This is a genomic window from Microbacterium sp. KR10-403 (assembly GCF_040196215.1).
Classification (GTDB): Bacteria; Actinomycetota; Actinomycetes; order Actinomycetales; family Microbacteriaceae; genus Microbacterium.
Genome location: NZ_JBEGDC010000001.1, coordinates 520,712 through 545,579, shown reverse-complemented (window position 1 = coordinate 545,579; position 24,868 = coordinate 520,712). Strand labels below are relative to the sequence as shown.

At 71.5% G+C, this 24,868-nt stretch carries 20 protein-coding genes; 11 read left to right on the top strand and 9 right to left on the bottom strand.

Going from position 1 to position 24,868, the window contains the following annotated elements; genetic code table 11:
* Window positions 1-169: 169 nt before the first annotated feature.
* On the top strand, window positions 170-1,762 hold the full coding sequence (locus tag ABMQ42_RS02720; RefSeq protein WP_349721216.1) for an OmpA family protein: 1,593 nt from the start codon (window positions 170-172) through the stop codon (window positions 1,760-1,762).
* 31 nt (window positions 1,763-1,793) lie between these two features.
* On the opposite strand, the gene recQ is transcribed toward ABMQ42_RS02720, so the two are convergent.
* A complete protein-coding gene (recQ, locus tag ABMQ42_RS02715) occupies window positions 1,794-3,716 on the bottom strand; it encodes a DNA helicase RecQ (RefSeq protein ID WP_502884598.1) in 1,923 nt (640 codons plus the stop codon).
* Between the two features lie 160 nt (window positions 3,717-3,876).
* Between recQ and ABMQ42_RS02710 the strand changes: the two genes are divergently transcribed.
* Window positions 3,877-4,290 carry a VOC family protein gene (locus ABMQ42_RS02710; protein ID WP_349721212.1) on the top strand — a complete coding sequence of 138 codons (414 nt, stop codon included), beginning with the start codon at window positions 3,877-3,879 and terminating at the stop codon, window positions 4,288-4,290.
* Between the two features lie 10 nt (window positions 4,291-4,300).
* Window positions 4,301-4,705, top strand: coding sequence for a VOC family protein (locus tag ABMQ42_RS02705; protein ID WP_349721210.1), 405 nt, complete (start codon window positions 4,301-4,303; stop codon window positions 4,703-4,705).
* 92 nt (window positions 4,706-4,797) lie between these two features.
* Here the strand turns inward: ABMQ42_RS02705 and ABMQ42_RS02700 are convergent, their stop codons facing one another.
* The gene (locus ABMQ42_RS02700; protein ID WP_349721209.1) at window positions 4,798-5,715 is read right to left on the bottom strand and encodes a cation efflux transmembrane domain-containing protein; all 918 of its coding nucleotides are present in this window, start codon (window positions 5,713-5,715) and stop codon (window positions 4,798-4,800) included.
* A gap of 144 nt (window positions 5,716-5,859) precedes the next feature.
* On the opposite strand from ABMQ42_RS02700, the gene ABMQ42_RS02695 reads away from it, so the two are divergent.
* Window positions 5,860-6,729 carry an SDR family oxidoreductase gene (locus ABMQ42_RS02695; RefSeq protein WP_349721208.1) on the top strand — a complete coding sequence of 290 codons (870 nt, stop codon included), beginning with the start codon at window positions 5,860-5,862 and terminating at the stop codon, window positions 6,727-6,729.
* Window positions 6,730-7,139: 410 nt separating this feature from the next.
* The gene (locus ABMQ42_RS02690) at window positions 7,140-7,661 is read left to right on the top strand and encodes a DUF4262 domain-containing protein (RefSeq protein ID WP_349721207.1); all 522 of its coding nucleotides are present in this window, start codon (window positions 7,140-7,142) and stop codon (window positions 7,659-7,661) included.
* 8 nt (window positions 7,662-7,669) lie between these two features.
* Here the strand turns inward: ABMQ42_RS02690 and ABMQ42_RS02685 are convergent, their stop codons facing one another.
* Window positions 7,670-10,177 carry a DEAD/DEAH box helicase gene (locus tag ABMQ42_RS02685; RefSeq protein WP_349721205.1) on the bottom strand — a complete coding sequence of 836 codons (2,508 nt, stop codon included), beginning with the start codon at window positions 10,175-10,177 and terminating at the stop codon, window positions 7,670-7,672.
* Between the two features lie 115 nt (window positions 10,178-10,292).
* Here ABMQ42_RS02685 and ABMQ42_RS02680 point away from each other — a divergent pair, with 115 nt between their 5' ends.
* From ABMQ42_RS02680 to ABMQ42_RS02655, 6 genes are read left to right on the top strand one after another with little or no spacing between them, the layout of a single operon-like run.
* Window positions 10,293-11,462: a phosphoribosylaminoimidazolecarboxamide formyltransferase gene (locus ABMQ42_RS02680; RefSeq protein ID WP_349721203.1), complete on the top strand. Its 1,170-nt coding sequence runs from the start codon at window positions 10,293-10,295 to the stop codon at window positions 11,460-11,462.
* Between the two features lie 34 nt (window positions 11,463-11,496).
* Entirely contained in the window at window positions 11,497-11,850 is a 354-nt protein-coding gene (locus tag ABMQ42_RS02675; protein ID WP_349721509.1) for a GNAT family N-acetyltransferase, read from the top strand.
* Complete coding sequence (locus ABMQ42_RS02670) at window positions 11,843-12,157, top strand: GNAT family N-acetyltransferase (protein ID WP_349721202.1); 315 nt, start codon at window positions 11,843-11,845, stop codon at window positions 12,155-12,157. Before ABMQ42_RS02675 ends, ABMQ42_RS02670 begins: the two co-directional genes overlap by 8 nt.
* Before the next feature lie 33 nt (window positions 12,158-12,190).
* Window positions 12,191-12,745, top strand: a complete 555-nt coding sequence (locus ABMQ42_RS02665; RefSeq protein ID WP_349721201.1) for an ECF transporter S component — start codon at window positions 12,191-12,193, stop codon at window positions 12,743-12,745.
* A gap of 1 nt (window position 12,746) precedes the next feature.
* Window positions 12,747-14,531, top strand: coding sequence for an ABC transporter ATP-binding protein (locus tag ABMQ42_RS02660; protein ID WP_349721200.1), 1,785 nt, complete (start codon window positions 12,747-12,749; stop codon window positions 14,529-14,531).
* Window positions 14,528-15,316: an energy-coupling factor transporter transmembrane component T family protein gene (locus ABMQ42_RS02655; protein ID WP_349721199.1), complete on the top strand. Its 789-nt coding sequence runs from the start codon at window positions 14,528-14,530 to the stop codon at window positions 15,314-15,316. The genes ABMQ42_RS02660 and ABMQ42_RS02655 overlap by 4 nt, the downstream gene beginning before the upstream one ends.
* Before the next feature lie 175 nt (window positions 15,317-15,491).
* On the opposite strand, the gene ABMQ42_RS02650 is transcribed toward ABMQ42_RS02655, so the two are convergent.
* From ABMQ42_RS02650 to ABMQ42_RS02625, 6 genes are all read right to left on the bottom strand, one after another.
* Window positions 15,492-17,768 carry an ABC transporter ATP-binding protein gene (locus ABMQ42_RS02650; RefSeq protein ID WP_349721198.1) on the bottom strand — a complete coding sequence of 759 codons (2,277 nt, stop codon included), beginning with the start codon at window positions 17,766-17,768 and terminating at the stop codon, window positions 15,492-15,494.
* Window positions 17,769-17,780: 12 nt separating this feature from the next.
* The gene (locus ABMQ42_RS02645) at window positions 17,781-18,734 is read right to left on the bottom strand and encodes an ABC transporter permease (protein ID WP_349721197.1); all 954 of its coding nucleotides are present in this window, start codon (window positions 18,732-18,734) and stop codon (window positions 17,781-17,783) included.
* Window positions 18,731-19,675 carry an ABC transporter permease gene (locus ABMQ42_RS02640; RefSeq protein ID WP_349721196.1) on the bottom strand — a complete coding sequence of 315 codons (945 nt, stop codon included), beginning with the start codon at window positions 19,673-19,675 and terminating at the stop codon, window positions 18,731-18,733. Before ABMQ42_RS02640 ends, ABMQ42_RS02645 begins: the two co-directional genes overlap by 4 nt.
* A 65-nt stretch (window positions 19,676-19,740) precedes the next feature.
* Window positions 19,741-21,600 (bottom strand): ABC transporter substrate-binding protein, encoded by a 1,860-nt coding sequence (locus ABMQ42_RS02635; RefSeq protein ID WP_349721195.1) that lies wholly within the window; start codon window positions 21,598-21,600, stop codon window positions 19,741-19,743.
* A gap of 156 nt (window positions 21,601-21,756) precedes the next feature.
* Window positions 21,757-22,068, bottom strand: coding sequence for a hypothetical protein (locus tag ABMQ42_RS02630; protein WP_349721194.1), 312 nt, complete (start codon window positions 22,066-22,068; stop codon window positions 21,757-21,759).
* Window positions 22,069-22,165: 97 nt separating this feature from the next.
* Entirely contained in the window at window positions 22,166-24,844 is a 2,679-nt protein-coding gene (locus ABMQ42_RS02625; protein WP_349721193.1) for a helix-turn-helix transcriptional regulator, read from the bottom strand.
* Between the last annotated feature and the right edge of the window lie 24 nt (window positions 24,845-24,868).

Below are 24,868 nucleotides of genomic sequence, written 5' to 3'. Positions count from 1 at the left end.
TTTGTCAATCGATTGCCATCCACTTTCCAGAATGGACCGCATTTGCGAAGAAGACCGTGCACAACCGATTGCATGGTGCGGCGACATCGGTGAGCGCACAGTCCCATCGGTCGCGCCGCTGTGTCCGTAGAGTGGACGTGATCTGCCCATCGACGGAAGCGAGCACCCCATGCGCCGCCGCGTTCTGACCGGCATCATCGCCGCCGCGCTGCTCCTGACCGGTTGCAGCGCCTCCCCCGACCCGGATCGCAGCACGGCCTCACCGTCGCCGACCGGGCTCGGCGCCGAAGACATCGTGGGCGACGTGTCCGTCACGGTGGGGCCGGCGACGCTGACCGCGGAGGTCCATCCGCTCGTGCGCACCGACGACGGGCTGGTCCTCACGATGGACCTCACCTCCGACCTCGCCCCCGCCGACGACGTCGAGGACTACGAGATCACCGCCGTCTGGTCGTCGAGCTCTCGGGCGCAGGTGCCGACGCTCGCCGGGCTGCGCCTCCTCGACCTCGCCCATGACCGGGTGGCGCCGCCCGCCGTCACCGCCGATGGCGATTCCGTCTTCGTGCTGGGCGAGCTTCCGGCGGCAGCGGCGAGCGCGTCGCCGGCGGCGACCTCCTCGCCGGCCGCGAGCCCGGTCCGGCGCATCCAGGTGCTGTACGGCGACCCCGGCTCCGATGCCGAGAGCCTGCAGCTGCTCGTCCCGCAGGGCGGCGTGGTCAGCGGCATCCCGGTCATCGATGCCGAGCCCCCGGCCGCCCCGATCATCGACGACTCACCGGTCATCGACGACGGCTCCCAGTCGTCGCTCGCCGGCGCCGCGTCCGCACCGGTGTACCCACTCACGTCGTTCCAGGCCGACACCGCCACGCAGACCCGGCAGGAGCAAAATGCGGAGAAGGTGCACATCTCCCTGGGCTCGGATGTGCTGTTCGCGACCGACTCCGCCCGGCTCACCGCCGCCGCGAAGACGGTCATCGCCGACGCCGCGACGGAGCTCGCCACCCGCGAACCGGGCACGGTGCGGGTGGTCGGCTACACCGACAGCGTCGACACCGACGCGTACAACCTCGCGCTGTCGAAGAAGCGGGCGCAGGCCGTCGCCGACGCGCTGAAGGACCTCATCGACACCGACGACTACCCGCTCGAGATCTCGGGCCGCGGCGAGGCGGACCCGGTGGCCTCGAACGACACCGCCGCCGGGCGCGCCGCGAACCGGCGCGTGGAGCTGACCCTCGACACCGCGGCGAAGACCGAGACGACGACGGATGCCGCGGCCGTGCCGCCGATCGACGGACCCACCGCCACCGGGGCCGAGGGGCTCGACATCGACGGCGGCCGTCCGTACCACGTCGCCGCGCCGAGCGCCCGGATGATCGACGGCCACCCGGTCGTCACGATCACGATCACCGCCACCGACGATGCGGTCGACAGCGCATTCGGCCCCGCCCTGTTCGAGGGGTCGTTCGCGGGTCCCGCGGGGCTCGATCGGCTGCGGTCGATGGCCGGCGTCGCGCTCATGAACGGATCGGTGGCGACGGTTCCGGGCCTGCACGAGGCTGCGGGGGCCGACCCCGGCACGCTCCTGCCCCTGACCGACCTGTCGACCTTCAAGCGGCTCGACGGCGGCGACACGCGCACCACCGAGATCGTCTACCCGGCCATGGCCACCGGCGACACGGTCACGCTTCAGCTTCTGGACACCTTCGGGGCCGGATCGGCCTTCCAGCTGACCGACATCCCGGTCACGGCCGAGGGCGACTGAGCACGCGCATCGCCCTGTCGGGCCCGGCGCCTCAGCCGTGTTCGGCGATGACCGCGAGCACGGCGTCGCCGTAGGCCTCGCGCTTCTTGGCCCCGATGCCCGTGATGCCGTCGAGATCCTCGGGCGAGCCCGGCCGGTGCTCGGCGAGGGCACGCAGCGTCGCATCGCCGAAGACGATGTATGCGGGCACGCCCTGCTCGCGTGCGACGGATCCGCGCCAGGTGCGCAGCGCCTCGAACAGCTCGAGGTCGGCGGGCTGCAGCGACTCGGCAGCGGCGGCCTTGCGCGCACGCCCGCTCGACCGTGATCCGCCGCGCCCGAGCACGTCGCGCCGCAGCGGCACGTCGGCCTCACCGCGCAGCACCGGACCCGCGGCCTCGCCGAGCGCGAGGGTGCCGTACTCCCCTTTCGCGACGAGGATGCCGCGGGCCAGCAGCTGTCGCACGACGCTGCGCCAGTCCTGATCGGAGAGGTCGGCGCCGATCCCGTAGGTGGCGAGCTTGTCGTGCCCGAACCGCACGATGCGCTCGGTCGACGCCCCGCGCAGGATGTCGATGAGATGCCCCGCCCCGTATGCCTGCCCGCGCTCACGCTGCAGGCGCACGATGGTCGAGAGCAGCTTCTGGGCGGGCACGAGGCCGTCCCACGTGTCGGGCTTCTGCAGGCACGTGTCGCAGTTGCCGCACGGCTCGGAGGGCTGACCGAAGTATCCGAGCAGGTTCTGGCGGCGGCATCCCACCGTCTCGCACAGCGCCAGCATGGCGTCGAGATGCTGCCCGAGGCGCATCTTGAAGGTGCGGTCGCCCTCCGACGCGTCGATGAGACGGCGCTGCTGCACGACGTCGCCCAGGCCATAGGCCATCCAGGCGACCGACGGCTCGCCGTCGCGGCCGGCGCGGCCGGTCTCCTGGTAGTAGCCCTCGACCGACTTGGGCAGGTCGATGTGCGCGACGAAGCGCACGTCGGGCTTGTCGATGCCCATGCCGAACGCGATCGTGGCGACCATGACGACGCCGTCCTCGCGCAGGAACCGCGACTGATGCCGGGCGCGCATCCCGGCATCCAGACCCGCGTGGTACGGCAGCGCGTCGATGCCCTGGCCGCGCAGATGCTCGGCGGTCGCCTCGACGCTCTTGCGGCTCAGCGCGTAGACGATGCCGGCCGATCCCTCGGGCTGGGTGCGGATGAACTGCACCAGCTGCTTGCGCACATCGACCTTCGGCTCGATGCGGTACTGGATGTTCGGCCGGTCGAAGCTGGCGACGAAGTGCTTCGCGTTCGGCAGGTGCAGGCGCTCGGTCAGCTCGCGGTGCGTCTCGCGGGTCGCGGTGGCGGTCAGCGCCATGCGCGGCACGCCGGGGAAGCGCTCGCCCAGATCACCGAGCGCGAGGTAGTCGGGGCGGAAGTCGTGGCCCCACTGCGACACGCAGTGCGCCTCGTCGATCGCGATGACGCTGAGCTCTCCGCGCTGCAGCAGCGCCGTCGTCTGCGCGAGGTTGAGACGCTCGGGCGCCACATACAGCAGGTCGAGCTCACCGGCGAGGTAGGCCTGCTCGACCGCGGCCCGCTCGGGTGGCGTCTGCGTCGAGTTGAGGTAGGCGGCGCGCACGCCGTTGGCGATCAACGCGTCGACCTGGTCGTGCATGAGCGCGATGAGAGGGCTCACGACCAGGCCCGTGCCCTCGCGCACGAGCGCGGGCACCTGGTAGGTGACCGACTTGCCGCCGCCGGTCGGCATGAGCACGACGGCGTCGCCCCCGGCGATGACCTGCGCGACGATCTCGGCCTGGTCACCGCGGAACGCGTCGTACCCGTAGACCTCGTGCAGCACGTGCAGCGGGTCGGCTCCGGTGAAGTCGCGGCGCGGCGCGAAGGTTCGGGATGCCGCGGGTCCGGCCGCGCGCGACGGCCCTGCGTCTTGCTTCGCTCGCTCAGAGACCTCTGCCGGCGGCATCCACCCGTCGTCCTCCGGCGGGGGCGCCCACTCGTCGGGCGGTGCGTCGGCATCGCTCCAGACGATGTCTGCGTACGGGTCGCCGGCGGGAGTGCTCACCCCTTCAACGTTAGCGGCGCCCGCCGACACCGATGTCGGCACCCGCCCCTACACTCGCGGCATGCCTGTTTTCGATCACCTGGGAATCACCGTCGACGACCTCGACCGCAGCCGCGCACAGTTCGATCCGATCATGACGGCGCTCGGCTACGACCGCAGCGATTACGACCGCGGCACCTCGTGGACGCGCGACGGCGAGACCGAGCTGCTCCTGTATCGCGCTCGCGAGGCCGGCACCGGACCGCACGTGCACGGCCGGGTCGGCTGGCAGCATCTCGCGTTCGACATCGCCTCACGCGCCGAGGTCGACCGGCTGCACGAGATCGCGATGGATGCCGGGTGGACGGCGGTGCGCGAGCCCAAGGAGTACCCGCGCTTCACCGAGCGCTACTACGCGTCGTTCGTCGAGGACGACAACGGCATCCGCCTCGAGTTCATGTACAACCCGCCGCGGGCACGCGAAGAGCACCCCTAGACTCGCCCGCATGCTCATCTTCGATCACCTGGGACTGTCCGTGGCCGACGTCGATCGCGCGCGGGAACAGTTCGACCCCATCATGAGGGCGCTGGGCTTCGACCGCTTCGACCGCGAGAACGACGTGAGCTGGTCTCGGGACGGCGAACCGGAGTTCATCCTTCTGCCCGCGCGCGAGCCCGACAGCGGCCCGCACGTGCACGGCCGGGTGGGCTGGCAACATCTCGCCTTCGAGGTCGGATCGCGCGCCGAGGTCGACCGCCTGCACGCGATAGCGACCGATGCCGGCTGGACCGTCGTACGCGACCCCAAGCTCTACCCGCGCTTCACCGACCGCTACTACGCGTCGTTCGTCGAGGACGACAACGGCATCCGCCTCGAGTTCATGAACAACCCGCCGCGGTCAGCCGAGTAGCGTGCGGGCGGTGTCAGCCTCGATGTCGCGGGTCGGCCAGCGGTGCGCCGCCGGCTGCGCGCGCCGCGCCTCGACGGGCAGGGCGCGCGCCCTCAGTCCACGAGCCGGGCGTCGTGCGTGAACTCGACGAGCAGCCACAGCTGCAGCGGCAGCTCTGCGAGTCCCTCCGTCACGCCCCGGCGCACGCGGTCTTCGCCGTCGATGTCGCCGGCGCCCTCCGGCAGCACGAACGCCAGCTCCACCATGATCGTGTTGCCCAGCCGCCCGAGCCGCGAGCGCGGCACGGGAAGTCCCTCGCGCCGCCGCACCTCGTCGACGACCGCGTCGATCTGCGCGACCACGGCGGCATCGGGGCGCGGCGTCTGCAGTTCGCGCACCCCGCGACGCACCAGCGAGATCGGCACCACCGCCAGCGCGATGCCGCTCACGAGCACGAGCACCGAGTCGGCGAACGGCGTCACGTCGTACCACCCCGCCCGCTCGAGCAGCAGAACCGCGATGCCGCCGACCACGATCACGACGCTGCTGCCGATCGACGACAGCCATCCGGCGGCTTCCGCGATGATCAGCGACTGTCCATGGGCCATGCGACGCAGCATCCACCACGCTCCCGTGCACACGATCGTGCCGAACGCGCCGTACAGCGCGAGCGACAGGCCCGAGACGTCGGAACCTCCCTCGAGGATCACCCGCACCGCCTCGACCATCGCGTAGAGAAGGCCCGCGAACATCACGAGCGCCTGCGCGAGCACGAACAGCGGGATCAGCGCGTCACGCCCGAACGGGAAGCGCCGCGTCGGAGCCTCCGACGCCACCTTCGAGACGACCAGTCCCGCCCACGTGGCCAGCAGGCTCACCGGCGTGAAAATCGCGTCGAGCAGCATGACCTGCGACCCGGTGATCAGACCCCAGACGATCGCGACCAGCGCGAACCCGCACGACACGATGATCGAGAGGCGCAGAGCGCGCCGCTCTCGCTGCCGGGCCAGCGCGACGCCGGAATCGCTCACAACGCTCATCCTGCCGGTGATCGGCCGCGCGCGCGAGCGCCGCGCGCCATGAGACCCGGGTATCGTCGTGCGCATGCAATGCCGGTGATCAGCGTCCGACCCTTCGATCGAACGGATGCCGCGGCATCCGAGAAAGGCATTGCCATGTCCGCACTTCCTCTGCTCGGCCAGACGGCCCTGGTCACCGGCGTCTCGCGCCGTCGAGGCATCGGCTTCGCGATCGCGGCCGAGTTCGCCCGTCTCGGCGCGAGCGTGTTCTTCCACCACTTCGCCCCGCACGACGCGGATCAGCCGTGGGGAGGCGACGACCTCGCCGCGCTCCGTGCAGAGCTGAGCGGGATGCTGCAGCCCGGCGCCCGGCTCGGCGACGCCTCCGCCGACCTGCGTGACGCCGACACGATCGGGCCGCTCGTCGCCGGCGCGCACGAGCTGACCGGGCGCCTCGACATCCTCGTCTGCAACCACGCGCGCAGCGGCGGCGACGGCTCGCTGCTCGACCAGACCGCGGCATCCCTCGACGCCTTCTGGGAGACGAACACGCGCTCGACGCTGCTGCTCACGCGCGCGTTCGCGGCGCGGCACGCGCGGCCCGAGGCCGGCGCTGCCGCGCGCCCCGGCGAGCGCGCAGGGCGCGCCGAGCCGTTCGCCACACCGACCGGACGCATCTTCTGGATGACCTCGGGCCAGCAGGACGGGCCGATGCCCGGAGAGGTCGCCTACGCCGCGAGCAAGGCGGCGCTGGCCGGCGTCACCAAGACGGTCGCCGCCGACCTGCTGGACCTCGGAATCATCCTCAACACGATCAATCCCGGACCCGTGAACACCGGCTACCTCGACCCCGAGACGACCGACCGGCCGCTCGACGAGATCGCGGCGTGGATGCGCGCGACGCCGTTCGGGCGCTACGGCGAACCGGCCGACCCGGCCCGGCTCATCGGCTGGCTCGCGACGCCGGCGGGCGCGTGGGTGGTCGGGCAGGTCCTGACGACGGACGGCGGTCTGTCGCTGAGGTGACGGGGCGGGATGCGAGCTGCGCCGCGGCGCGGTTCGACGGGCCTGCGAGTCGCAGCGCGCGGCTCGCGCGACGTTCCGCGGTATCGAAATGTTTCGATGAGGCGCCGGGCGCGGCATCCTGATTCCCTCACCACTTGATACGTCTGGGTTATCAACTGGTGAGGGCCCCGACACCCCCTCCCGATTCGCTCACCAGTTGATGTTCCTCAGACATCAACTGGTGAGGGAATCGGCACGCCCCTCCTCGGACGGACCGTCGCTCTGTCGCGCGGGGCGACCTGAGCCGCGCCCATGGTTGCGGTACGCGCGGCGCACCCTGTGGATAACTCCGACGCGTTGTCCGTGACCCTCGTTATCGTGCTCGGCATGTGCCCGCAACACCATCCATGCCTTGCGAGAGGAACGCCCTCATGTCACCCACCCCCACACCCCAGCAGAGCGCCTGGCTCGATCAAGACGACGCGCGCATCGCCGACAAGGTCCGCCGCCACGGCGTCTGCCTGCAGCTCATCGGCATAGGAACATGCTCCGCTCCCGGCTGCACCTGCTCGGCCGAGTCAGAACGACCGTTCGCCTACACGATCGGGCTGTTCGGCATCGCCCATCCCGAGCTCGTCATCGTCGGCGTCGGGATGCCGCTGGTCTCGTCCGTCCTCAACTCCGCCGCGCGACTCGTGCTCGACGGCGCTCACCTCACCCCGGGCGAGAATCTCGAGCTTCCCTGCTGGGACAGGCAGATCCTCATCGAGGAGGTACCGAACCCCGGCGACATCGCCTTCGGCGCCAACCGGCATTACCAGCGCCCGGCCGAGGCATCGGTGCCCCTGCTTCAATTGACCTACACCGACCGACGCGGGCGTTTCCCGTGGGATCCGAGGTACACCGGAGCGCGCCGCCGCCAACCGCGGCCCGGCGAATGGGACGCGCACTGAGGCCGGCCTTAGAGCCGCACGACCTCGGTCACGCGTACGACGGCGGCGCCGACCTCGGCCGACTCTTCGAGGTCGACGACCGCGCGGATGCGCCAGTCGTGGTCGCCCTCCGGGTCGTCGATCGTCTGCTCGACGCGCCACGTCCCCGACGCCGCGTCGGACTCATCGATCTCGCACAGCCGGGGCGAGCGCGCGGGCCCGCCGACGCCCATCGCATCATGCTCGGCGAAGTACTCATCCAAGACCGCCGGCCATGAGACGTCGGGGTCGAGCTCGACGAGCTCGTCGTCGCGCTGCAGGGCGGCCAGCTGCACGCGCCGGAACAGCTCGTTGCGCACGAGCACCGTGAACGCACGGTGGTTCGCGACGACCGACGGCGGCGCGGGCGGCACCACGGCCTCGTCCGGCCCCGACGCCGAAGGATGCACCAGCTGCTCCCACTCGTCGACGAGGCTCGAGTCGACCTGACGCACCAGCTCGCCCAACCACTCGATCACATCGAGCAGCTCGGACGTGCGGGCCTCCCGCGGCACGGTCTGCCGAATGGCCCGGTACGCGTCCGAAAGGTAGCGCAGTACGAGTCCCTCGCTGCGGGCGAGCTGGTAGAACGACACGAACTCGGAGAACGACATCGCGCGCTCGAACATGTCGCGCACGACCGACTTGGGCGAGAGGTCGAAGTCGCGCACCCACGGCTGACTCGACGCGAACACCTCGAACGACTGGTGCAGCAGCTCGTCGAGCGGCTTCGGATACGTGACCTCCTCCAGCGCATCCATGCGCTGGTCGTAGTCGAGCCCGTCGGCCTTCATCGCGGCCACGGCTTCGCCGCGCGCCTTGTACTCCTGCTGCGAGAGGATGGCGCGCGGATCGTCGAGCGTCGCCTCGATGACGCTCACGACGTCGAGCGCGTAGTGCCCCGACCCCGCCGAGTCCTGCTCGTCCGACGGATCGAGCAACTCAATCGCGGCGAGCGCGAACGGGGACAGCGGCTGGTTCAGCGCGAAGTTCGGCTGCAGGTCGACGGTGAGGTGGATGCCGTCATCCGGCCCGACCTCGACGATCCCGGCATCCCGCAGCGTGCGGAAGATCGCCAGTGCCCGCCGCGCGAGCGCGAACTGCTGCGCACGGGTCTGGTGGTTGTCGAACACGAGCGAGCGGACGTGCGCGAACACGTCCCCGCCGCGCGCGATCACGTTGATGAGCATGGCCGCCGACAGCTGCAACTGCGGCACGAGCGCCTCGGGCGCGGCATCCACCAGCCGTTCGAACGAGCCCTTGCCCCAGTTGACGGCACCCGTCGGAGCCTTCTTGCGCACGATCTTCTTGCGCTTGGCCGGATTGTCGGCGGCCTTCGCGAGGGCCGCGGCGTTCTCGATCTCCCACTCCGGCGCCATCACCACCACGTTGCCGTAGGGGTCGTACCCCGCACGCCCCGCGCGCCCGGCGACCTGGTGGAACTCGCGGGCGGACAGCTGCCGCATCCGCGTGCCGTCGAACTTGGCGAGCTCGGTGACCACGACCGTGCGGATCGGCACGTTGATGCCGACGCCGAGAGTGTCGGTGCCGCAGATGACGCGCAGCAGTCCGCGCTGCGCGAGCGTCTCGACGAGGCGCCGGTACCGCGGCAGCATGCCGGCATGGTGGATGCCGATGCCGGCGCGCACGAGTCGCGACAGGGTCTTGCCGAACCCGGTCGAGAAGCGGAAGTCGCCGAGTGCCTCGGCGATCTGGTCCCGCTGCTCGCGCGAGGCGATCTTCATGCTCGACAGCGCCTGCGCGCGCTCGACGGCGGCCGCCTGCGAGAAGTGCACGATGTAGACCGGCACCTCGCGGTCGCCGAGCAGCAGCTCGAGCACCTCGTGCACCGGCCGGATCTCGTACGAGAAGTGCAGCGGCACCGGACGCTCGACGCCGGTGACCTGCGCGACCGGGCGCCCGGTGCGGCGCTCGAGGTCGTCGGCAAGCGTCGTGACGTCGCCCAGGGTCGCCGACATCAGCAGGAACTGCGCGTGCGGCATGAGCAGCAGCGGCACCTGCCACGCCCACCCGCGATCGGGGTCGCCGTAGAAGTGGAACTCGTCCATGACGACCTGGTCCACGGGCGTAGAGTCGCCGTGCCGCAGCGCCATGTTCGCGAGGATCTCGGCCGTGCAGCACACGATGGGCGCGTCGGGGTTGACCGACGAGTCGCCGGTGACCATGCCGACGTTCTCGGCGCCGAAGATCTCGACGAGCGCGAAGAACTTCTCGCTCACGAGCGCCTTGATGGGGGCCGTGTAGAAGGAACGACGGCCGGATGCCACGGCCGCCGCGTGCGCCGCGATCGCGACGAGCGACTTGCCCGTCCCGGTGGGCGTCGACAGGATGACGTGCGCGCCCGACACCAGCTCGATCACCGCCTCGTCCTGCGCGGGGTACAGGACCAGGCCCCGCTCGCCCGCCCAGGCGACGAACCCGTCGTAGACGGCGTCGTCGTCGGCACCGCGCACGCGGTCGAGCAGAGAGGGAGTCACCCCTCGAGTCTGCCTCACATGTGCGTCCCCACCGGGGCGAGTACCCTGGAAGACGCGACTGGCGTGGCCGGATTCACCGGCAGGGAGCGCAGCAAGACCGGCATCGCCCGCCTGGGTGCCCATCGAAACCGACGTCGACGCACGGCGTCGACCGACCTGGAGCACGCGCATGCGCTACGGAATGAACCCGCACCAGTCCGCCGAGGTCACCGGTGGCCCTACGATCCGCAACGGGGCCCCGTCGATGATCAACTACCTCGACGCCCTGAACGCCTACGCGCTGGTGCGCGAGGCCGATGACGTCACGGGTCGGCCGGCCGCGGCATCCTTCAAGCATGTCTCCCCCGCGGGTGCCGCCATCGCCGGCCCCGTGGACGACACCGCGCGCGAGACCTGGAACCTCGAGGGCGCCGACGGCCTGCTCTCCGCCTACGTGCGGGCGCGCGACGCGGACCCCAAGTCGTCGTTCGGCGACGTGATCGCGCTGTCGCGTCCGGTCGATGCGGCCACCGCCGAGTTCCTGCGCACGATGATCTGCGACGCGCTCATCGCCCCCGGGTTCGAGGAGGGCACCCTCGAGGTGCTCAGCGCCAAGCGCGGCGGAAAGTTCCTCGTCTTCGAGGTCGACCCCGCCGTCGAGCTGCCAGCCCGCGAGCGCCGCGACGTGATGGGCGCCACCCTGGTGCAGGATCGGGATGCCGCAGACCTGGCGGCCACTCTGCCCGACAACCTCGAGCCGCGCGTGCGCGAAGACGCCCTGATCGGCATGGCCGCGGCGCGCTACACGCAGTCGAACTCGGTCGTGTTCGTCAAGGACGGCGCGGCGATCGGCATCGGCGCGGGGCAGCAGAACCGTGTCGACTGCGTGCGCCTGGCCGGGTCGAAGGCGCGGGTGTGGTGGCTGCGCCGGCACCCGCTCGTGCGCGACCTGCCGACCGTGAACGGGATGAAGCGCCAGGACCGCCTGAACTGGCAGATCCGCTTCGCGGGCCACGAGATGACCCACCTGCAGCTCGAGGAGTTCGGGCGCCTGTTCGGCGAGCAGGCCAAGGCCGCGTACGACGAGCCGCTGTGGCGCGACGCGTGGGTCGGCGAGCTGAGCGGCGTGACCATGGTGTCGGACGGGTTCCTGCCCTTCCGCGACAACGTCGACCACGCCGCCGAGTTCGGCGTGACCACGATCGTCGAGCCGGGCGGGTCGACGCGCTCCGACGAGGTCGAGGAAGCCTGCATCCAGCTGGGCATCGCCCGCGTGCAGACGGGGCTGCGCCTCTTCCACCACTGACCCGCGCACGACGCCTCGGCACGCCGGCACACCCCTGGCGGAACACCCGTCGCCCTCCGTACGTTGGAGCCAGCGACGAGAGGAGCCTCCGATGGCCGAGACGAGCGTCGAGCGCGACGACGAGAACGCCCGCTACACGATCGCCGTGGACGGCGAGCTGGCCGGTTTCACCGAGATCCATCCCGACGCCGACGGGCGCCTACGCCTGCCGCACACGGTGATCATCCCGTCGTATCGCGGGCAGGGACTCGCGGGAACGCTCGTCGGCGGCGCTCTCGCCGACATCGCCGCGCGCGGCGAGACGGTCGTGCCGCTGTGCCCGGTCGTGCAGAAGTATCTGCGCGAGAACACGGTCGAGGGCCTGCGCGTGGAGTGGCCGGATGCCTGACCCGGCGCCGACCGTGACCTTCAACGACGCGCGCAGCCGCTATGAGATCGACCTCGACGGCGTGCTCGGCGGCTACGCCGTCGTCGAGCCGATCGCGCCGGGGATCGTGCGATTCCCCGAGACGGTGATCGACCCGGCGTTCCGCGAGAAGGGCCTCGGCACCCGGCTGATCGAGGAGGCGCTGCGGGATGCCGCGGCCCGCGGCCAGACGGTCGTGCCGCTGTGTCCGTTCGTCCGGAGTTTCCTCCGCGATCACGAGGTACCGGGGCTGCGGCTCCAGTGGCCTCCGGGCATCGACCCGGTCTGAGGTTCGCCTCACCCGCGCCGATAGAATGACTCGATGCCCGCCCGCGCCGTCCTGTCGACCCGCACACTGCTCGTGTGCGCGGCGATCGGCGTCGCCACCGGCATCCTCGGCGGCATCGCGGGGTGGGTCACGCCCGTCATCGTCGTGACGCTGCCGATCGTGTACGGCTTCGTGCTCGGCGTGCACGTGCTCCCCGGCATCATCGCGCAAGAGGTCCTGCGCCTGCCCTGGGTCGCCCTGCTCACGCACGTTCTCGCGGCCCTCGTCGCCAGCGCCGCGGCTCCGCAGTGGGCAGCGCGGTTCCTCGGCACCGCGCTGTTGTTCGGCGGCATCCAAGAGCTCGTGGCCGCCGTCACCCGCTACCGCGAGTGGCGCGCGTGGCGCTTCTTCGTCTCCGCCGTGATCATCGGCGTCATCGTCGCGGTCGTCGTCTGGATGGTCGTCGACCTCGCCACCTTCCCGCTCTGGGCGCAGATCTCCTACCTCGTGTGCGCGGTGCTCGGCCCCGTCGCCTGGACGGCGCTGGGCCTTCTCGTCGGGACGAAGCTGCGCCAGGCCGGCATCGGACGCCGCACGGGCCGGCGCTGACATGCCGCTCCTGCGCGTGCAGGACCTCGCCGTGCGCCACGACGGCGAGACCGTGTTCGCACCCGCCGGCGCGTCGTTCACCGTGCGGCCGGGCGAGGTCGTGCTGCTGCTCGGCCCGAGCGGATCGGGCAAGTCCACCCTCGCCCTGACGCTGAACGGCCTCATCCCCCACGACATCGAGGCCGAGGTGAGCGGCAGCGTGACGGTCGACGGCATGGATGCGGCATCCACCCCCATCGCCCGCCTCGCCACCCGGATCGGCATGGTGTTCCAGGACCCCGACGCGCAGCTGGTCACCGGCACGGTGCTCGACGAGGTCGCGTTCGGACCCGAGAACCTGCGACTGCCGGTGAGCGAGGTGCTGCAGCGCAGCGAAGACGCACTGCGGCGCGTCGGCCTGTGGGAGCACCGTGCCGACAGCCCCGACGCCCTCTCGGGCGGCGGACGGCAGCGCCTCGCGATCGCCGCGGCGCTGGCGCTGGGCTCGCCGCTGCTCGTACTCGACGAGCCCACCGCGAACCTCGATCCGCGCGGCGTCGACGAGGTCTTCGTGACCCTCGCCGAGATCGTGAAGACGGGCGACTGTGCGGTCGTGCTCATCGAGCACAACCTCGATCAGACGATCGGCTTCGTCGATCGGGTGGTGGTGATGGATGCCGCGGGCCGCACGATCGCCGATGGCCCTGCCGCCGACATCCTGCGCACCCGCGCCGCCGAGCTGCACGCGCTGGGTGTCTGGCTGCCGACGGCGGCCTTGGCCGCTCTTCGGCTGCGCCGGGCCGGGTACGCGCTCGACCCGCTGCCACTGACGCCGGCCGAGCTGCGCGCGGCGCTCGAGGGCGAGCGCCGGCCCCCGGGCGTTTCGACTCGCTTCGCTCACGGGGCGACCGGTGTCGATATACCTCCGCTCGCCCCGCGAGCGGCGCAGCCGCGAGTCGCAACACCCCGACAGCCGCATGTCGTTTCGACTCGCTTCGCTCGCGGGGCGACCGCGACCGGAGCAGTGACCGCCCGCCACCTCACCCTGCACCGCGGCACGACCGAGGTGCTGCGCGACGTGAGCCTCGACATCCGTCCCGGCGAGTTCGTCGCCGTGGTCGGCCCGAACGGCGCCGGCAAGACGAGCCTGCTGCAGGCACTCGCCGGTGTCGTGCGCGCTCCCCGCGGCACGGTGTCGGTCGGCGGCGTCGATCTCCGGCGCATCCGCGATCTGACGAGCCGCATCGGCTTCGTCTTCCAGAACCCCGAGCACCAGTTCGTCACGCACACCGTCCGAGACGAACTCGCCTACGGGCTGCGGCACCTTCCCGCCGACGAGACCGACGCGCGCATCGACGACGTGCTGCGCCGCTTCGGCCTCGAAGACCGTGCCGATGTGCACCCGTTCCTGCTGTCGGGCGGGCAGAAGCGGCGCCTCTCGGTGGGCACCGCGCTCGTCGCGGGCGCCCCGGTGCTCGCCCTCGACGAGCCGACCTTCGGGCAGGACCGCGCCCGCGCCGATGAGCTGCTCGGCCTGCTCACCGACCTCAACCGCGACGGCACCACGATCATCATCGTCACGCACGACATGCAGCTCGTCGCCGAGCACGCGAGCCGCACGATCCTGCTCGACGAGGGGCGCGTGCTCGCCGACGGGCCGACCCCCACCGTCTTCGCCGATGATGCGCTCATCGCGCGCACCGGACTGCGGCCCCCGCCGCTGCGCGCCGCGCTGCGGGGGCTGGCGCGGCATCCCGAACTCGACGGCGTCGTGCGCCTGTCCGACCTGCCCGGAGCGCACGCATGAGTGCATCCGCCGCGCAGCCGGCCTCCACACACTTCCTGCACGGGCTGAACCCGCTCGCCAAGCTGCTCGCACCGCTGCCGGCGATGCTGCTGCTGATCTTCGTGCGTGATCTCGCGACACCGCTGGCCTTTCTCGTGCTGGCCTACGCCGTGCTGCTCGTGGGCGCACGCCTGACCGTGCGCACGGCGGTCATGCTGCTGCTCGTCGTTCCCGCACTCATCGTGATCATGACCGTCGGCTTCTCCCTGTGGACCGATCCCGCCGGCATCGCGCACGATGTCGTCGTGCTGCGCATCGGCGGATGGACGCTGTACGGCGCGGCGGTGCTGATCGGACTCGCGACCGGCCTGCGCCTGGCCGCGATCGTCGCGCTGGCACTCATCGCGGGGCTGACCACGACCGGGCAGGACCTCGCCCGCTCCCTCGTGCAGCAGCTGCGCGTGCCGTACCGGGTGGGCTACACGGCGATCGCGGCGTTCCGGTTCGTGCCGCGCTTCCGGCGCGAGCTCGAGGTGATCCGGCAGGCGCATCGCGTGCGCGGGCAGGCACGCGGCCCGCTGGCCGCGCTCGGCCGCGGCTTCGGCTATATGGTGCCGCTGCTGGCGGGGGCCATCCGGCACGCCGAGCGCGTCGCCCTGGCGATGGATGCCCGCGCCTTCGGCGCGTACCCCGACCGCACCGAACGCCACGAGGTGCCGTTCCGTGCCCGCGACACGGTGTTCGTCGTGCTCCTGCTCGCCGCGTCGGCGGCGCTGTTCGCCGTGTTCTGGCCCTGGGGGCTCTGAGCCCGCGGATCAACCGAGCCGCGGCATCCCGAGCCGCGGCATCTGCTCTCGCCTGTTCGGTTCTCCGCAAGAACGGAACGACCAACCCCCGACACGCCGAGCGGCACGCCCGGGAACGCGAAGACATGCTGAGTTCTGAACACGATGCGCCGGCGGGATGCCGCGCCGCCGCCGCTCACACCCCCTCGCGCCGTCCGCGGCTCGTCGTGTGGACGGGCCCCATGCCCGCGCGCGGCGCGGCTTCCGGCCCGCCGACCGCCAAGCCGCCCTGCGACATCGCGGCCGCGACGGTATCGCCCCGCAGCGGGAAGTGGCAGGCCACCCGGTGCACGACACGGCCCGCGGCATCCACCCCCGCCGTCTCCGGTCCGGCGTCCTGCGCCGATCCGCCGCCGACCCGCAGCACCGGCTCGACCTGCGCGCAGATCTCCTGCGCGGCGGGGCACCGGGTGCGGAAGCGGCAGCCGCTGGGCGGATCCATCGCGCTCGGCAGCTCGCCGCTCACGCCCAGCTTGGCCTTCGCGCGCTCGGCGACCGGATCGGCCACCGGGATCGCGTCGATCAGCCCGCGCGTGTAGTGGTGCTGCGGCGCCGCGTAGACCTCGGCCGCCGGACCGATCTCGACCACCTTGCCCAGGTACATGACGGCGATCACGTCGGACAGATAGCGCACCACCGAGAGGTCGTGGCTGATGAACAGGTAGGTCAGCTCGCGCTCGCGCTGCAGCTGCTTCATGAGGTTGAGCACCTGCGCCTGCACCGATACGTCGAGCGCCGAGACCGGCTCGTCGGCGACGATGAGCGCCGGCTGCAGCGCGAGTGCGCGGGCCAGGCCGATCCGCTGCCGCTGCCCGCCGGAGAACTCGTGCGGGTAGCGGTCGGCGGCGTGCCGGGGCAGCCCGACGTCCTCGAGCAGCTCGTCGACGCGCCGGTCGCGGTCGTGCGCGGTGCCCACGTGCTGGATCTCGAGCGGCTCACGCAGGATCGCCCGCACCCGCATGCGGGGGTCCAGCGAGGCGTACGCGTCCTGGAACATGAACTGCACGTTGCGCCGGTCTTCGCGCAGGTCGCGGCGATGCCGGTGGGCGAGCGGGCGCCCGCGGAAAAGGATGCGTCCCGCCGTCGGCAGGTCGAGCCCCACCACGAGCCGCCCGAGCGTCGTCTTTCCGCAACCCGACTCGCCGACCAGGCCCAGCGTCTGCCCGCGCGCGATCTCGAGCGTCGCGCCGGCGACGGCGCTGACCGTGCCGACCCGGGTGCGCAGCAGCCCGCCGCGGGTGACCGGGAAGTCCTTGACCAGCCCATCGAGCGCGAGCAGCGGGGCGCCGTCGGCGGGGATGAACCGGGTGGGCGCAACCCAGTCGCGCTCGTCGAGGGATGCCGCGGCCGCCGCCTCGCGCGGGGCGGGAGATGCCGCGTCCGCGGTGTCGCGGGAGGCGGGGGATGCCGCGGGCAGCCCCTGCTGCGCGGGCATCGGCTCGTCGCGCGGCACGAAGCAGGCGAACCCGTGCGTGGGGTCGCCGTCGTCGGCGGGCTCCAGGAGCGGCAGCTCGGTGCGGCACTGCTCGGTCGCGAAGCGGCAGCGCGGCGCGAACGGACACGCGGTCGCCCGCTCGGTCAGCTCGGGCGGCAGCCCGGGGATCGAGTACAGCCGCTCGCCGGTGTCGGCGGCGCGCTCGGGCAGCGCCTCGAACAGCGCCTCGGTGTAGCGGTGGCGCGGCCGCTCGAACAGGGTGTGCGTCTCGGCGGTCTCGGCGACCCGGCCCGCGTACATCACGACGACGCGGTCGGCACGGCCGGCGATCACTCCGAGGTCGTGCGTGATGAGGATCACGGCCATCCCGAGCTCTTCGCGCAGCGCGTCGATGAGCTCGAGGATCTGCTTCTGCACGGTCACGTCGAGCGCGGTCGTCGGCTCGTCGGCGATGAGCAGCTTGGGGTGGCAGATGAGCGCCATCGCGATCATCACGCGCTGCCGCTGCCCGCCCGACAGCTGGTGCGGATAGCTGTCGACGCGCTGCTCGGGGTGCGGAATGCCCACCAGGCGCAGCATCTCGAGCACCGGCTCGCGCGCCTGCGCGCGGCTGAGCCCACGGTGCAGCAGCAGGGGCTCGGCGACCTGCTCGCCGATCGTCTGCACGGGGTTCAGGCTCGTCATCGGGTCCTGGAAGATCATGCCGATGTCGCCGCCGCGCACCGCGCGCATGCGCTTCTCGGGCAGCGCGACGAGGTCCATCCCGTCGAAGAGCACCCGACCGCCGGTGATGTGCCCGCCCGGCGGCAGCAGCCGCTCGATCGACATCGCGGTCATGGTCTTGCCGCATCCCGACTCGCCGACGAGTCCCACGGTCTGACCCGCCTCGACGGTGAACGACACGTCGTCGAGCGCGTGCACCACGGTCTTGCTCAGGCGGATGTCGGTCGACAGGCCCGCGACTTCGAGAAGCGCCATCTCCCACCCCGTTCAGCGGCGCTGCAGCCGCACCTCGACCGCGTCGCGCAGCCCGTCGCCGACGAGGTTGACGGCGACCACGACGACGATGATGGCCAGCCCCGCCGGGTAGATGAGCCACCAGTAGTTCAAGAACACGTACTGCGTGCCGTTGCTGAGCATGCCGCCCCAGTCGGTCGCCGGCGGGGAGATGCCGAGGCCCAGGTATCCGAGGTAGGCGACGAGCAGGATCGCGTCGGCCACCTGGAACGTCGCATTCACGATGACCGTGCCGATCACGTTGGGCATGATGTGCCGGCTGACGCTGCGCCACGACGAGCCGCCCATCACCCGCACCGCCTGCACATACTCGCGCACCCGCAGCGTCAGCGACTCGCCGCGCACGAGCCGTGCGGGCACGAGCCAGGCGGTCAGCCCGATGACGAAGATCATCACCGGCAGCGACGGCCGCACGATCGTCACGAGGAACAGCAGCAGGAACAGGATCGGGATCGCGAGGATCGCGTCCACGATGCGCATCATGACCCCGTCGACCCAGCCGCCGAAGAAGCCCGCGACCGCACCCCACACCGTGCCGACGATCGTCGCGATCGCGGCGGCGGCGAGCCCGACGATGAGCGAGGTCTGCCCGCCCACCATGAGCCGACCCAGCACGTCGTACCCCGAACCGTCGGTGCCGAGTGGATGCCCGGGCCCCGGCGGCAGGTTCGCGAGGGTGAGGTCGACGGTGACCTGGTCGGTGCGGTAGATCAGGGGGCCGACGAAGCAGAACAGGATCGCCAGCGCGACCACGACGATCCCCACGATCGCGAGGCGGTTCTGGATGAAGACCTCGAAGCCGAGCCGGAACAGGCTCTTCGCAGGGCCACCGCGCGACACCGCGGGAGTGCCGGGGGTGGATGCCGCGGGCCCGGCGGCCGGGGCATCCACCCCTCCCGCGATCTGGCCGCCCGGCTGCACGCTCACAGCGTCACCCGTGGATCGATCACGGCCAGCCCGACGTCGGCCAGCAGGTTGCCGATGACCGTCGCGAACGCCGTGACGATCACCACCCCCAGCTCCACCGGGTAGTCGGACTGCTGGGCCGCCTGCCAGAACAGCAGCCCCATGCCGGGGAAGTTGAAGATCGACTCTGTCACGAGGGCGCCGGCGAACAGCGCCGGCAGCGACAGCCCGAGCAGCGTGATGATCGGGATCAGGGCGTTGCGCAGCACATGCCGCCACAGCACGCGTGACGGCGAGGCGCCCTTCGCCCGCGCGGTGCGCACGTAGTCCTGGCTGACGTTGTCGAGCACCGACGAGCGCATGTAGCGCGAGAACCCCGCGATCGACAGCAGCGCCAGCGTCACGATCGGCAGGATCATGGCCGGGAACTGCTGGAAGATCGGCACGACGCCGTTCGACTGGGGCGCCTCGGGCGGCAGCCACCCCAGCCACGATGAGAACACCTCGATGAGGATCAGTCCGAGGAAGAAGGTCGGCGCCGCATAGAAGATGAACGAGAGTCCCGTCGCGATGTAGTCGAAGAGGCGGTTGCGGCGCACGGCCTGCCAGATGCCCACGGGCACCGCGACGATCACCGTCAGCACGAGCGAGAGCGCGGCGAGGATGATCGTCTTGGGCAGTCGCTCGGCCAGAAGCGACCCGACCGACTGGTTGAGCACGTACGAGAACCCGAAGTTCCCGGTGAACCAACCGGCCACGCTCGTCGCGTACTGCACGATCAGGGGGCGGTCGAGGCCGTTGTCGCTGTTGAACTGCGCGATCTGCAACGGTGTGGCACGCGGGCCGAGGATGGCCCGCGCCGGCCCGCCGGGCAGCGAGTGCAGCAGGATGAACACGATCACCGTGACCACGAGCACGACGAGCACGGACTGCAGCAGGCGGCGGACGATGTACCCGACCATCGGCTTCGCCTCCCTGACCTGCCCGTGCTCGTCGCGGCCCTGCCGCGAGCGGTTCTACCCTCGCGTCAGTAGTGCCAGTCCTCCGGCTTGATCGAGCCGTATGGGTTGTTGGCCGTGTAGCCCTTCAGCCCGTTGGCGATCTCGGTCAGCGAGTAGGTGTAGTTGGGCTGGTAGATGACCGGCACGTTCTTGGCCATGAAGTCCTCGTACGCCTGCATTACGGCCGTGCCGCTCTGCGTGTTGGTGGCGGCGATCAGCTTGTCGAGCGTGGCGTTGGAGTAGCTGCCCGAGTTCGACCCGGCGCCCGTCGCGAACAGCAGCTCACCGGTCGGGTAGTAGTCGGGCGCGTACACCCAGCCGCCGCCCCAGTTGCCCATCTCCCACGTGCAGGTCTTGCCGCTGCAGGGGACGGCCGTCGAGGTGACGGAGTTGAACGGCTCGGGCTTCAGGTTGAGCGTGATGCCCACCTGCGCGGCGTTCGACTTCAGCGACGCCATCGCGGTGTCGATGGTGGCGTTGCCGCTGGCATACGGCAGCGAGAACGTCAGCGCCTCGCCGGCCGTGATGCCCGCGCCGCACTCACCGGCCCCGGTGCCCGGCTTCACGCAGGTGGACGTGCCCTTCGGCACGACCTTCCATCCGTTGTCGGTCAGGTACTTCGTCGCGTTGTCGATGCTGAACGGATACGGGTTGCTCTTCTCGGTCTGTGACACCAGCGGGCTGTCGGGGAACAGCGGGACGGGCCCGGTGGTCTCGACGCCGTAGTTCTTCGCAGTCGAGCTGATGATGCCCTTCTGATCGACGACCGACTGGAGCGCCTGGCGGAAGTACAGCTGCTGGAAGATCGGCCCCACGGTGGGGTTGTTGTAGTTGATCGGGAAGTAGTTGAACCCGTACAGGAACCACGGCAGCAGCGTGTAGTTCTCACTCAGCGGATTGGGTCCGGCCGCGTCCGGCGCCGTGGAGGCCGACTTGGCCTTCGCGATGTCCTGCGTGGGGATGTAGCCCACGTCGATGGTCGACCCGCTGCGCAGAACGTTGAACTCCGCGGAGTCGGTGGTGAACGGCACCATCTTGAACTCCTTGACCTGCGCCTTCTGCGGACCCGAGTAGTCGGCGTTCGGCACGAACGTCACGTGCCCGTCGGAGCTGAAGCTCGACAGCTTCCACGGCCCGTCGACGACCGACCAGATCTTGCTGGTCGCATACGACGGCAGGTCCTTCGACTGCGCGTTCAGGTACGCGTACACGGCCTTGCAGCCGCTGACGTCGGTCGCGCAGTCACCCTTGGTGGTGGCGCTGGTCATGTCCCACGCCATCGGCATCGGCGTGATCTGGCTGAGCTGGTTCATCAGGAACCACTCCTGGCTGTACGCCTTGTCGGTGGTCAGGACGACCGTGGACGAGTCCTTCGCCGTCGCCGTGACGATGTTGTCGGGGAACTGGCCCGGCGAGTACGCGGCGTAGTTGGCCTTCTCGGCCTTGTCCATGTTGATCCAGAAGATCACGTCCTGGGCGGTGACGCTCTCGCCGTTCGACCACTTGTACGGGTTGAGCGAGATCGTGACCGTCTTGCCTCCGTCGCTGAACACCGGCTTCTTCGCGAGGCTCAGCGAGTAGTCGACGCCGGTCTTGCCGTTGTCGCCGTACCAGTAGAGCGTGCGGTACATCATCAGCTGCATGTCGGAGTTGGTGACCGAGAAGTCTGCGATCGGCGAGAACGGCCAGATCCAGTTCGGGGTGGTCGCCGGGGGCAGCGCCCACGAGATCGTGTCGGACGCCTTGCCGGGCGCATTGGCGTTCGCGGCGGGCGTCGAGCCCGAAGACGACGACGCCGCGCACCCCACGAGAGACAGGGATGCCGCGGCGATCAGGACCCCGGGCAAGAGGAACCGGCGCATCGCGCCGGAGGAATGACGAATCATGCTGAGCCTCCCGGCTTGAGCTCGCGCGACCGCACTCCGGGTTCCGGCGGCGTTGCGCGGGACTTCCTCCCCTCAGTAAGCGCCGCGCAATGACAAAGACCGCCGTGACCGCACTGAGAGTCTGCTGAGCCGCGGCGGACCCGCGGCATCCCGCCCCTACTCGCGGGCGAGGGCGTCGAGCTTGCCCTGCGCGATCTTCAGCGTGACCGGCACCGCCTGCACGGGAATCCCCAGCGCGACCGCGATGGTGCTGTCGGGATGCCTCGCCCGGCGCAGCCGCAGGGCGACCGCCGATTCGGCGGGCAGCTCTGCGATCAGCGCCGCGTCGGGTGCGGAAGCGGACGGCGCCGCGGTGGCCGGATCCCCAGCATCCCCCGCACCGCGACCGCCTCCTTGAGCGGCGCGCCGTCCGTCCCGTCCCGTCCCCCGCTCGGAGCCCCGGGCCGCGTCGCCATCGTCTGCCGACATCGCACCCTCCCTGGTTCCCGCCGTGGCGTGCCGTCGTTCCCCACCGCGCGGCCACCGGTGTTCGCATCCACGGTAGGTCGCCGCGCCGCCGAATGCCTCAGTAGTCGACCACTGGTTTTCCGGTGACGCGCTCCAGCGCCCGCGCCAACTCGTCGCGATGCTGCACGCCGAGCTTGCCGAACACCTGGTACAGATGCGATTCGACCGTGCGCACCGATACGACGAGCCGCTCGGCGATGGCCGCGTTCGTCAAGCCGCGGGCGGCGAGCAGCGCCACGTCGCGCTCGCGCCGGCTGAGCTGCTTCGCGCCGACGACCTCGGCCACGGGAGTGGCACCGCACTGCTGCTGCAGACGCGCCGCCCGCGCGCGCTGGCGCGCGGCCGCGGCGTCCGCCCCCTCCGCCGTCAGCAGTCGCGCGGCGTCGGCCGCCGCCGCGAGCGCCTTCAGTCGCAGTCCGCGCTCTTCGAGCTGCTCACTCGCCCGCGCGAGGCGGACGGGGTCGGATGCCGCGCCCCCGGCCACGACCTCGCATAGCAGCGGCACCAGATCGGACTCCGCCTGCTCCGCCAATGCCTTCAGCTGTGGCAGCACTGCGGCGTCGTCGATGCCGAACTGCGCGGCCAGGTGCAGCAGCTGGGCGCGGTACACGGCGAACTCGGCGAGGTCCGGTCCGTTCGCCGCCGCGAGCGCGAGGTCCGCCGCGGCGCTCAGCTCTCCCCCGGCCGCCCGTACCCGCACCTCGGCGAGCGCGAGGTCGAACCGCGAGCGCGCCGGCACCGGATCACGGTGCAGCGCGCGGGCCTCGGCGAGTGCCGCGCGGGCGTCGGGCAGGCGCCCTGACAGCGCTTCGGCCTGCGCCAGCATCGACAGGGCCCAGGGCAGCGCTCCGTCGAGGTCGGTGCGGCGCAGCAGGTCGACCGCTTCGCGCAGGGTCTGAACGGCCACCGCGACACGCCCCTGCAGCAGCTGCGCCTTGCCGGCGACGAGGGCGCAGAGCCCCACGGTGGTGTGCTCGTGGCCGGCGACCATCATGCGGTAGATGTCCTCGGCGACCGCGGCCGCGCTGTCGGCGTGGCCCTCGAGGGTGCGGCACATGAGCTCCTGCAGCCCCGCGTAGTCGCCGGCGCGCTGCGCCTCGGGGACCCCTGCGTCGCGCAGTCCGTACAGCAGCTGGTGCGTGCGCCGGGCGCTGCGCGTCAGCCCGCTCAGCGCTTCGGCTTCGCCGAGGGAGGATGCCGCGAGCACCGCCGCGTAATCGGGCGGCGCGTCGTCGGCGAGGATCGCCCGGGTCAGTGCGATCGCCTCGGCGAGCCGCCCATCGTCGACGAGGATGTTCGCCCGCAGTGCGCGGGCCAGGCGCCGGTCGGCGTCGGTGGCCGTGGGTGCACTCTCGGTGCGCACGAGCAGGCGCTCGGCGTCGCCGCTGCGTCCGAGCCCCTGGTGCAGCACGACGATGCTCGCGTCCAGCCATTCGCGGCGCAGCGCCGGCGACCCGTGCGCGAGCACCTCGGGTTCGGCGCGCTCCAGCTCGGCGGCGGCCTCGGCGAAGCGCATCCGGCGGATCCAGGCGGTCGCCAGCACCACGCGCGCCTCGGCCTCGGGCGCGAACCCCGCCGCCACCGCCGCCTCAGCCAGGTGCCCGGCGCGCTCGGCATCGAACGCCGCCAGGGCGAGGCGCGCCGCCGCGAGAAGGTCCGCCGCGGGCGCGGGCGCGCCGGCGTCGAGCCGCCAGGTGGTGCGGCGCAGCAGGTCGTCGCCGGGCGCGAGCCGCTCGGCCGCGTCCACGACCGCGCGCAGCGCCGTGCGGGTGGCCGCCCTGCCCTGCTCCGCGAGCAGGACGTCGCCGAAGAGCGGATGCTCGAGTCGGCACACGCCGTCGTCGATCCGCACGAGTCCCTGCGACTCCAGCCGGCAGAGCGCGTCGGATCCGGCGGCGTCTTCCGCGACGTCCTCGGCGAGCGCGATCGGCAACGGCTCGCCGACGGCCAGGCGCGTCAGCGCGGTGCGCTCGTCGGCCGAGAGCTCGCCCAGGCGCCGGCCGACGGCATCCACCAGCCGATCCCCGACGACCACCGTCCCGTCCCATGTCCAGACGCCGTCGCTCTCGCGCAGCGCACCCGACTCGGTGGCGGCGCGCACCAGCTCGCGCAGGTAGAGCGCGTTGCCGGCCGAGATCTGCGCGAGGCGATGCACCGTGACGGCGGTGACGTGCCCGCCCAGGGCGGCGCGCAGCAGCAGCCCCGTCTCGTGCGCCGACAGCGGCTGCAGGTCGACACGGGCGGCCAAGCCGTCGGCCCACAGCGTTGTGATGGGATCCGGCACGGCGGTGCCGCGGCGCGCCGTGACCAGCGGTGTGATCGCGCCGGTCAGCGCGAGGTGAAGCACGAGCGCGGCGCTGCCTTCGTCGAGAAGGTGCGCGTCGTCCACGACGAGCAGGGGCCGAGGGCCAGCCGGCAGCGCCTGCGCGACCGCGCGATAGTGCGCCGCGGCATCGCCCTCGGGCACGACGTCGGGGGTGAGATGCGCGACCGCCGCGTACGGCGTGCGTCCGGTCGCGCGCGTGCCGACCGTGCGCAGGACCGGGATGCCGCGGGTCCGCGCCGCGTCGGCCACGGCACGCGCGAGCCGGGTCTTGCCCACCCCGGCAGCAGCGACGATGACCGCACCGGCCGGCGCATCGGGGTCGTCACGGCCCGCCTCGACGACGGCGGTGAGCATGTCGAGCTCGGCATCGCGGGCGACGAAGGGCCACTCCCGCTCGGGGTCGTCGGCCATGCGCTCCCCTTTCGCACTCCGCAC

Coding starts and splice junctions, on each gene's coding strand:
- ABMQ42_RS02720 (WP_349721216.1), top strand. CDS start 170: ATGCGCCGCCGCGTTCTGACCGGCATCATCGCCGCCGCGCTGCTCCTG.
- recQ (WP_502884598.1), bottom strand. CDS start 3,716: ATGCCGCCGGCAGAGGTCTCTGAGCGAGCGAAGCAAGACGCAGGGCCG.
- ABMQ42_RS02710 (WP_349721212.1), top strand. CDS start 3,877: ATGCCTGTTTTCGATCACCTGGGAATCACCGTCGACGACCTCGACCGC.
- ABMQ42_RS02705 (WP_349721210.1), top strand. CDS start 4,301: ATGCTCATCTTCGATCACCTGGGACTGTCCGTGGCCGACGTCGATCGC.
- ABMQ42_RS02695 (WP_349721208.1), top strand. CDS start 5,860: ATGTCCGCACTTCCTCTGCTCGGCCAGACGGCCCTGGTCACCGGCGTC.
- ABMQ42_RS02690 (WP_349721207.1), top strand. CDS start 7,140: ATGTCACCCACCCCCACACCCCAGCAGAGCGCCTGGCTCGATCAAGAC.
- ABMQ42_RS02670 (WP_349721202.1), top strand. CDS start 11,843: ATGCCTGACCCGGCGCCGACCGTGACCTTCAACGACGCGCGCAGCCGC.
- ABMQ42_RS02665 (WP_349721201.1), top strand. CDS start 12,191: ATGCCCGCCCGCGCCGTCCTGTCGACCCGCACACTGCTCGTGTGCGCG.
- ABMQ42_RS02660 (WP_349721200.1), top strand. CDS start 12,747: ATGCCGCTCCTGCGCGTGCAGGACCTCGCCGTGCGCCACGACGGCGAG.
- ABMQ42_RS02655 (WP_349721199.1), top strand. CDS start 14,528: ATGAGTGCATCCGCCGCGCAGCCGGCCTCCACACACTTCCTGCACGGG.
- ABMQ42_RS02650 (WP_349721198.1), bottom strand. CDS start 17,768: ATGGCGCTTCTCGAAGTCGCGGGCCTGTCGACCGACATCCGCCTGAGC.
- ABMQ42_RS02640 (WP_349721196.1), bottom strand. CDS start 19,675: ATGGTCGGGTACATCGTCCGCCGCCTGCTGCAGTCCGTGCTCGTCGTG.
- ABMQ42_RS02635 (WP_349721195.1), bottom strand. CDS start 21,600: ATGATTCGTCATTCCTCCGGCGCGATGCGCCGGTTCCTCTTGCCCGGG.
- ABMQ42_RS02630 (WP_349721194.1), bottom strand. CDS start 22,068: ATGTCGGCAGACGATGGCGACGCGGCCCGGGGCTCCGAGCGGGGGACG.
- ABMQ42_RS02625 (WP_349721193.1), bottom strand. CDS start 24,844: ATGGCCGACGACCCCGAGCGGGAGTGGCCCTTCGTCGCCCGCGATGCC.